This is a genomic window from Inquilinus sp. (assembly GCF_057815775.1).
On record NZ_JBYRFX010000863.1, the window covers coordinates 1 to 8,012 of the forward strand.

An 8,012-nucleotide genomic window follows, 5' to 3' on the forward strand; every position below is an offset into this window, starting at 1 on the left:
GTACACCCCGGCCAACAGCTTCACGCAGGTGCTTTTGCCAGCGCCGTTCTCGCCGAGCAGCGCCACGACCTCACCCGGCCACAGGGAAAACGACACATCCTGCAGCGCCACGGTGCCGCCGAAGGATTTCGACGCGCCGGCCAGGCCGAAACATTTCCGGGCCCCGACGGGGCCGGCGGATGTCGTGTCGCCGGCTGCGGCGGCCGTGGCAGTGACCTGGTTCATGCACTCGGGCTCCCTGTCCCTGATCCGCTTTTTTGCCGATCATGGTGCAAGGAAAGCGCTTGCGCAAGCGCTTGCGTATACAAAGCAAAGGAGGATGCCGCCACGCTGCGGCGATCGCTTTTCGTACCTTAGGTCTTCGCTTCGGGCTCGGCCGGTGTCTGCGGCCAGCGGTCGAGGGCCTGCCGGCCGGCGTCGGTCAGGGCGTAGATGCCGCGCTGCTCGCGTCCGAACCAGCCATAGACGTTCTGCAGCAGGATGCGGGCGGCGTCGGGCGCCACTGGCCTGAGATCGCGGGGTCGCAGGGGGCCCTGCAGCAGCGCCGCGGCGCAGGACAGTGCCTGCTGCCGGTAGGCGGTCATGATCCGCGCGCGAGACCCGCCGCCCAACACCGGGTCGCCGCGCCGCCGCTGGTGTTCGGTGACGATGCGCGACCGCCGCCGTGTATTCTTGCGGGGAGCCGCCGCGTCGGGACTGACGAGGATGTGGACGTCGCCCGCCTCGGTCACGCCGAGCATGCCGAAGCCGAGGCGCCGGCAGAGATTGCGGAAGCGGGAATCGCTCTCGCGGCCGCGTCCGCGGATCGACATCCGGGCGGCCAGCCAGACCTCGTCGCTCGCGGCGGCGCGTTCGACGCCCTGCAGCACGAGTTCGAGGTTGAAGGTCAGCTTCAACTCGCCGACCACGACGATGGGAGGGTCGCTGCCGTCGAGTGCGACCAGGTCGCAGCCCGCCACCTCGCCCTTGACCACGAAGCCGAGGGTTTCAAGGAAGCGTTTGACCGGGAGGTAGAGCGACGTTTCCAGGGCCTGGAGTCCCGTCACCTGTGGCGGATGGCGCCGTGGTCCGGAAGATACGTCCATGCCGGACTGGCATGGGGGCCGGGATCCAGCGCGGGGAGGCCGGTGCCTGCCCGCGCTGCGACCCTAGCGGTCAGCGTGACGCTGCTCAGCCGTTGAGCGCGTCCTTCACAGCCTTCGCCGGCGTGAAGCCGAGCTTCTTGGAGGCGGCGATCTTGATGGTCTCGCCCGTGGCCGGGTTGCGGCCTTCGCGCTCCGGACGGCTGGCGACCTTGAACTTGCCGAAACCCGGGATCGAGGTCTCGCCGCCCTTCGCGGCATCCGCGACGATGGCTGAGAACAGGGCGTCGACGATCTGCTTGGCCTGGGCCTTGCTGAGATTGCCAGTGGTGGCGACGTGATCGGCGAGTTCGGCGATGTTCATGAATCCAAACCTCGTGGATTGCCCTCGCGGGGCGGGATCGGCTGCGTAAGCCGAATGCGCCGAATTGGCAAGCGCCGGATGGACGGTGGTCAAGATGACGCCGTCACCGGCAGACTTTGCCCCTTCGGGAAATCTCCACGGCGAGGGCATCGTCAGCGCTGCGGAGCGATGCGGCCCGAATGCCTGGCGGTATCGAGGTCGGGCCCGTAGCAACCGGACGATGGCGGGACGCCACAATCGCCGTTCAGCCCGACGCCGAAGGTAGCCATATCGAGAACAGCCGGCCCGGCGGCGAAAGCCCGGCCGGAGGCTGCCGGGGCGCAGTGTGGCAACGGCGCCGGGATGCCGCGTCGCGCGGGCTGGCCGGGCCATGGCCGCTGACCGTCGCCTGCGGGCCTCGCCATTCGCAAAGAAGGATGCTGGTTTTCCGGAAAATGAAAGGGGTTTGGATGGCTAAATCCGGAATCCATCACCCAAAGTGACGGGATAGAGCGTCCACAGGGAAAGGGCAGGACTGATGGCGATGACGGCATCCGCAGCCACGCCGCTTGGCGGCCGGCGCGAAAGCCCACACCTCCATGCATGCGCCGTGGGTCCGCACGATGGCCCTGGCCGTCGCCGCGACGAGTGCCCTTGCGGCGTTCCCGGCGAGCGCCCTGGCCTTCACGCGGCCGCCCTAGAATGGTCAGTTCGACGACCAGATCGGCGGGGCCTACACGCCCGGCAGCGGCGTTGCGATCGTCGGCCGCGACCGGCTGCAGGCCCCGGCCGCCGGCAAATACAACATCTGCTACGTCAACACCTTCCAGACCCAGCCTGCCGACGCGGTGTGGTGGACGACGAATCACCCCGACCTGCTGGTGAAGCAGAACGGCGCGTATGTGATCGACCCGCAATGGCCGGACGAATACATCCTCGACACCTCCACGGCGGCGAAACAACAACCGGGACGCCGACGGAAACCCGGTCGACCCGCTGTCGTTCTTCACCGCCGCCTGCACGGCGCGCGGGGCCGAGATCTCGATCATCTATCGCGATCGCAAGGTCCTGCCGGCCGGTGCGTCCGGTTCTGTCTACCAACGGTGCTGATCGGCTGCCGATTTGGCTGACTTTCCGGAAAATGCAGGGAGTGGTGCGGAAGAAATCCGGAATCCGTCACCTCATAGTGGCCGGGTCAGAGCGTCCCCCCAGAGAAGGACAGGAATGATGGCGATGCATGCACCGTGGTTCCGCACGATGGCCCTGGCCGTCGCCGCGACAAGCGTTCTTGCGACCTTTTCCGCGAGCGCCTTTGCCTTCACGAAGCCGCCGGCGAATGGGCAGTTCGACTACCAGATCGGTGGGGCCTACACGCCCGCCAGCGGCGTCACGATCGTCGATCGCGACCGGCTGGCCACCCCGGTCGCCGGCAAATACAACATCTGCTACGTCAACGCCTTCCAGACCCAGCCGGACGACGCGACGTGGTGGACGACCAACCACTCCGACCTGCTGGTGAAGAAGAACGGCAAATATGTGATCGATCCGGACTGGCCGGACGAATACATCCTCGACACCTCCACGGCGGCGAAGCGGACCGCGCTGCTGGCGATCATCGGCCCGTGGATCGATAAATGCGCCAAGGACGGCTTCAACGCGATCGAGCCCGACAATCTCGACTCCTGGACCCGGTCGAAGAGTGTCGTGACGCAGAATAACAACCGGGACTTCGCCAAGCTGCTGGTCACGCGCGCCCATGCCGCCAATGTCGCGATCGCCCAGAAGAACACCACCGAGCTGGCGTCGATCGGCATCTCACAGATCGGCTTCGACTTCGCGATCGTCGAGGAGTGCCAGGTGTGGACGGAGTGCAGCGACTTCACCGACGTCTACGGCAACCAGGTCTATGAGATCGAATACGGCGACAACAACCGGGACGCCGACGGCAACCCGGTCGACCCGCTGTCGTTCTTCACCGCCGCCTGCTCGGCCCGCGGGGCCCAGATCTCGATCGTCTATCGCGATCGCAAGGTCCTGCCGGCCGGCGCGGCCGGCTATGTCTACAAATGGTGCTGACCGGCTGATCCCCGCGTGGGGCGGCTCCGCCGCCCCACGGTCCCATGCCGAAGCCAGCTCTTCTGATCCACGCATGGGGTGGCTCCGGCCGCCCCATGGTCTAAGTTTCCGGATTCTGGTGATTGTGAGGCTGTTGTTCATCGACTTCCTTACAATTTCTTAAACTCCCGCGGCCTTTCCTGTTGCATGATGTCGGTTGACCTTGGGATATCTGGGCGATATCCCTTTTTTGAGTCCTGCCCCCAGCCGGTATCCAGTCCGGCCCCCACCACGCCAGAGCGACCGGCTCGAGGCGGGGCGGCAGGCGCGAGAGGTTACGACCCCATGCATGCACCATGGTTCCGCACGATGGCCCTGGCCGTCGCAGCGACGAGCGTCCTTGTGGCGTTCTCGGCGAGCGCCCTGGCCTTCACGCGGCCGCCGGCGAATGGTCAGTTCGACTACCAGATCGGCGGCATCTACACGCCTGGCAGCGGCGTCACGATCGTCGACCGCGACCGGCTGGCGGCTCCGGTCAAAGGCAAATACAACATTTGCTACGTCAACACCTTCCAGACCCAGCCGGACGACGCGAAGTGGTGGACGACGAACCATCCGGACCTGCTGGTCAAGAAGGACGGCAAATTCGTCACCGATCCAAACTGGCGGGACGAGTACATCCTCGACATCTCACCGAAGAAGCAGAGCGCGGTGCTGGCGATCATCGGCCCGTGGATCGACAAATGCGCCAAGGACGGCTTCAACGCGATCGAGCCTGACAATCTCGATTCCTGGACCCGGTCGAAGGGTATCCTGACGATGGAGAACAACAAGGCGTTCGCCAAGCTGCTCGTCGCTCGCGCCCATGCCGCCAACATCGCGATCGCCCAGAAGAACACCAACGCGTTGGCGGGGGTCGGCATCAGCTTCGACTTCGCGATCGTCGAGGAGTGCCAAGTGTGGACGGAGTGTGACGACTTCACCGACGTCTATGGCAACCAAGTCTACGAGATCGAGTACAGCGACAACAACCGGGATGCGAACAACAAGCCGGTCGACCCATTGTCCTTCTTCACCACCGCCTGCAAGGCGCGCGGGTCCCGGATCTCGATCATCTATCGCGACCGCAAGGTCCTGCCGGCCGGCAAGGCCGGCTATGTCTACAAATGGTGCTGATCGGCTGATTGGCTGATCCATGCATGGGGCGGCTCCGGCCGCCCCATGCTCGTATCGGGCTACCGGCGGAATTCCAGCCGGTACTGCCGGGGCGTGGTCCGGCAATGCCGCTGGAACGCCTCGTAGAACTGGCTGAGCGAGCCGTAGCCGCAGCCATAGGCGATCTCGGCGATCGACAGGTCGGTGTCGACCAGCATCATCATCGACCGGCTCAGGCGTTGGCGCCGGATGTACTGGGCGATGGTCATGCCCAGCACCCGCTTGAACAGGGCCATGGCGTTGGTCGGGTGCAATCCGCCGGCGGCGGCCACCGCCTCGACCGCGATCGGCTCGCCGAAATGCGCGTTGATGTGGTCGGTCATCGCCTGGACGCGCTCGATCGCCCGCCCGCCGGCATTGCTCAGCCGCGCCGGCCCGGACTCTTCAACCCTGCCGGGCGTGGCCCCACTCGGCGTGACCTCCGGCGCGACCGCGTCGAGCGACAGGCGCTTCACCCGCAGCTTGACCTCGTCGCGCAGGATCTGCTGCCGCAGGTCGGTCCCGTCCCGCCACTCCGCCGCCCAGCGCTGGAACAGCAGCGGGTCGATCGGGTCCGGCGCTGCGATGGTGGCGAAGCGGCCATCCATGATGCCTGACTTGAAGGAATCCGCGACCGGCAACGCCAGGAAGTCGGCGAAGGGCAGGTAGACGCAGACCAGGCTCGTCGCAGCCTCGACCACGATCACCTGGTGCGGCACCGCGGCCCAGAACAGATGCACCCGGTTCTCGCCGACGGCGATGCGCGTGCCGTTGAACAGATAGGTCATGCTGCCGGCCAGCAGCAGGTTCAGCTCGATATGGTCGTGCCAATGCGCCCGGCCCATCGGTTCCGGCACATGCCGCTCGGCATAGAAGGCGCCGCGGTCGAGATAGGCGTCGACATCGGCCTGGACGGCCGGCGATAGCAGATCCTGTCCCATCCCGGAATGGAAGGCTGGTTTTCCGGAAAATGCAAGAAGATCCGAGGAAGAAATACGGAATCCAAGATCTCATAGTGGCTGAATAAGAGCCTCGACAGGGAAGGACGGACCAATGGCGATGAAGGCATCCGTGGCCGCACTCTGTGCCGTGCTGGCCCTGTCGGCCCCGGCCCGGGCGGCGACCGAGCTGACCTACATGATCTGGGGCACGCCGTCGGAGGGCGATGTCTGGAACAGCGTCGCCCGGGCCTTCGAAGCCAAGCACCCCGACGTCACGGTGAAGGTCGAGGTCAATGATTGGGATTCCTACTGGCAGAAGCTGCGCGTGCTGGTCGCCGGCGGCAATCCGCCCGACGTCTTCGCCATGGACGCGCCGCTGTACCCGGACTGGCAGTCGCGCGGCGCGCTGCTGAACCTGCAGCCCTATATCGATGCCGATCCCGCCGTGCTGTCCGGCATCTACCCGATCACGCTCGACGCCTATCGCACGCCGGACGGCTTCTATGGCCTGCCGCGCGATTTCCAGACCATCGTCCTCTACTACAACAAGGACATGTTCGACGCCGCCAAGCTGGCCTATCCGACCGCGGACTGGACCTGGGACGACCTGCGGCGCACCGCCAAGGCGCTGACCCGGGACAAGACGGACGGCGGCGCCACCGAACAATGGGGCTTCTGGTCCGAGATCCTGGACCCGGAGCCATGGTGGGGGCCGGTGGTGTGGAGCTATGGCGGCGACATCGTCAGCACCGACCACAGCCGCACTCTGATGGCCGAAGGGCCGGCCCGCGACGCTTGGCACCTGATCGCCGCGATGGCCCAGGACGACAAGTCGATGCCGACGCCGGAACAGCTGAAGCAGTACGGCAATGACGGCTTCTCCGCCGGCATCGCCGCGATGACCGTGTCCGGCCATTGGGTGGTGCCGGAATACACCGAACGCAGCTTCGCCTGGGGCGTGGCACCAATGCCCACCGGGCCGAAAGGGCGCGTCACCAGCGTCAACAGCGCCGGCTTCGTCATCGCCAAGGCCACGCCGCATCCCCAGGAGGCCTGGGAGTTCGTGAAGTTCGCCGTCGGGCCGGACGGGCAGGCAGCGCTGGCCCGGCTGGGCCTCGCCGTGCCGATCCTGCAGCCGGTGGCCGAAAGCCCGGCCTATCTCGACCAGCCGGGCGCGAAGATCGACCAGCGCGTCTTCCTCGACGCCCTGGCCTATGCCCGGCTGAAGCCGTCCTTCCGCGGCTTCGAGGAATGGGCGGCGGCAATCAGCGAGGCCCTGGAGCCGGTGTGGAACGGCGACGCCACGATCGACGACGCGCTGGACGATCTCGTCCCGGCGGCGGATGCCGCGCTCCAGGCCAAGCCCTGAGCCGCGGCGGGGATCGGGCATGATCGCGAACGGCCTTCGCCCGCGCGGCGCGGATCGCTTCTGGGTCCTGGTGCTGCTGGCGCCGACGCTGCTCGGCCTGCTGCTCGGCGCACTCGGCTCGGTGGTGGCCACCGCCGGCCTCAGCCTGCTGCACTGGGACCTGCTGACGCCGCCGCGCTGGGCGGGGGTGGAGAACTACACCCAGCTGACGGCAGATCGCGGCTTCCTCAAGGCGCTCGGCAACACCCTGGCCTTCTCCGCGCTCTACGTGCCGCTGACGGTGGCGATCTCGCTCGGCGTCGCCCTGCTGCTGAACCGGCGCATGGCCGGCATGGGGCTGTTCCGGGCGCTGTACTTCCTGCCGGTCATCACCTCGCCGACCGCGGTCGGGCTGATCTGGAGCTGGATCTTCGCCCAGGACCAGGGGCTGCTGAACGGCATCGTCACCGCGCTGGGCGGCGACCCGGTGCGCTGGCTCGGGCCCCGCATGGTCCTGGTGTCGGTGGTGATCGTGAATGTCTGGGGCGCCATCGGCGAGGGCATGATCGTGTTCCTGGCAGGGCTGCAGGCGGTGCCGCGCGACTATTACGAGGCGGCGCGGATCGACGGCGCCCGGCCGCGGCACCAGCTGCTGTTCATCACCCTGCCGCTGATGGTGCCCAGCCTGTTCTTCCAGACCGTGCTGTCGACCATCCACGCCTTCCAGGCCTTCGACTACATCTACATCTTGACCCGGGCCGGCAATGGCGGGTCGACCATGCCGACCGTGATCTATTCGATCTACCGCACCGGCTTCGGCTTCTTCCGCATGGGTGACGCCGCAGCGCAGAGCCTGACGCTGGCCGCGATGATCCTAGTGCTGACGCTCGGCTATTTCCGGCTGCAGAAGCGCTGGGGGACGCAGTGATGGCCACGCAAGCCCTGCAGCCCGGCGCCGTGCGCAGCCGCACCGCCCGCCCGCGCACCCTGCGGCTGGGCGCCGACGCCCTGGTCTATGTCGTGCTGATCGCCGGCGCCATCATCATGGT

The 8,012-nt window shown here is 66.7% G+C and carries 9 protein-coding genes; 5 read left to right on the forward strand and 4 right to left on the reverse strand.

Going from position 1 to position 8,012, the window contains the following annotated elements:
- From AC3XYG_RS30990 to AC3XYG_RS31000, 3 genes are all read right to left on the reverse strand, one after another.
- The coding region (locus AC3XYG_RS30990) for an ATP-binding cassette domain-containing protein (protein WP_489143737.1) at positions 1–225 on the reverse strand (225 nt) is incomplete at its 3' end.
- A 128-nt stretch (positions 226–353) separates the two neighbouring features.
- Positions 354–1,046 carry a DUF2161 domain-containing phosphodiesterase gene (locus AC3XYG_RS30995; RefSeq protein WP_489143738.1) on the reverse strand — a complete coding sequence of 231 codons (693 nt, stop codon included), beginning with the start codon at positions 1,044–1,046 and terminating at the stop codon, positions 354–356.
- 124 nt (positions 1,047–1,170) lie between these two features.
- Positions 1,171–1,446: an HU family DNA-binding protein gene (locus tag AC3XYG_RS31000; RefSeq protein ID WP_489143739.1), complete on the reverse strand. Its 276-nt coding sequence runs from the start codon at positions 1,444–1,446 to the stop codon at positions 1,171–1,173.
- Between the two features lie 737 nt (positions 1,447–2,183).
- Between AC3XYG_RS31000 and AC3XYG_RS31005 the strand changes: the two genes are divergently transcribed.
- The 3 genes from AC3XYG_RS31005 (at position 2,184) to AC3XYG_RS31015 (ending at position 4,656) form a co-directional block, all read left to right on the forward strand.
- Complete coding sequence (locus AC3XYG_RS31005) at positions 2,184–2,555, forward strand: endo alpha-1,4 polygalactosaminidase (protein ID WP_489143745.1); 372 nt, start codon at positions 2,184–2,186, stop codon at positions 2,553–2,555.
- 94 nt (positions 2,556–2,649) lie between these two features.
- The gene (locus tag AC3XYG_RS31010; RefSeq protein ID WP_489143740.1) at positions 2,650–3,501 is read left to right on the forward strand and encodes an endo alpha-1,4 polygalactosaminidase; all 852 of its coding nucleotides are present in this window, start codon (positions 2,650–2,652) and stop codon (positions 3,499–3,501) included.
- A 324-nt stretch (positions 3,502–3,825) separates the two neighbouring features.
- Positions 3,826–4,656, forward strand: a complete 831-nt coding sequence (locus AC3XYG_RS31015; RefSeq protein ID WP_489143741.1) for an endo alpha-1,4 polygalactosaminidase — start codon at positions 3,826–3,828, stop codon at positions 4,654–4,656.
- Positions 4,657–4,715: 59 nt separating this feature from the next.
- Here AC3XYG_RS31015 and AC3XYG_RS31020 read toward each other — a convergent pair whose 3' ends face one another.
- Positions 4,716–5,615, reverse strand: coding sequence for a helix-turn-helix domain-containing protein (locus AC3XYG_RS31020; RefSeq protein WP_489143742.1), 900 nt, complete (start codon positions 5,613–5,615; stop codon positions 4,716–4,718).
- 118 nt (positions 5,616–5,733) lie between these two features.
- Here AC3XYG_RS31020 and AC3XYG_RS31025 point away from each other — a divergent pair, with 118 nt between their 5' ends.
- Both AC3XYG_RS31025 and AC3XYG_RS31030 read left to right on the forward strand, forming a co-directional pair.
- Positions 5,734–6,984: an ABC transporter substrate-binding protein gene (locus AC3XYG_RS31025; protein ID WP_489143743.1), complete on the forward strand. Its 1,251-nt coding sequence runs from the start codon at positions 5,734–5,736 to the stop codon at positions 6,982–6,984.
- A 19-nt stretch (positions 6,985–7,003) separates the two neighbouring features.
- On the forward strand, positions 7,004–7,891 hold the full coding sequence (locus AC3XYG_RS31030) for a carbohydrate ABC transporter permease (RefSeq protein ID WP_489143744.1): 888 nt from the start codon (positions 7,004–7,006) through the stop codon (positions 7,889–7,891).
- Positions 7,892–8,012: the final 121 nt, after the last annotated feature.

Coding starts and splice junctions, on each gene's coding strand:
- AC3XYG_RS31010 (WP_489143740.1), top strand. CDS start 2,650: ATGATGGCGATGCATGCACCGTGGTTCCGCACGATGGCCCTGGCCGTC.
- AC3XYG_RS31030 (WP_489143744.1), top strand. CDS start 7,004: ATGATCGCGAACGGCCTTCGCCCGCGCGGCGCGGATCGCTTCTGGGTC.
- AC3XYG_RS31020 (WP_489143742.1), bottom strand. CDS start 5,615: ATGGGACAGGATCTGCTATCGCCGGCCGTCCAGGCCGATGTCGACGCC.
- AC3XYG_RS31015 (WP_489143741.1), top strand. CDS start 3,826: ATGCATGCACCATGGTTCCGCACGATGGCCCTGGCCGTCGCAGCGACG.
- AC3XYG_RS31025 (WP_489143743.1), top strand. CDS start 5,734: ATGAAGGCATCCGTGGCCGCACTCTGTGCCGTGCTGGCCCTGTCGGCC.
- AC3XYG_RS31000 (WP_489143739.1), bottom strand. CDS start 1,446: ATGAACATCGCCGAACTCGCCGATCACGTCGCCACCACTGGCAATCTC.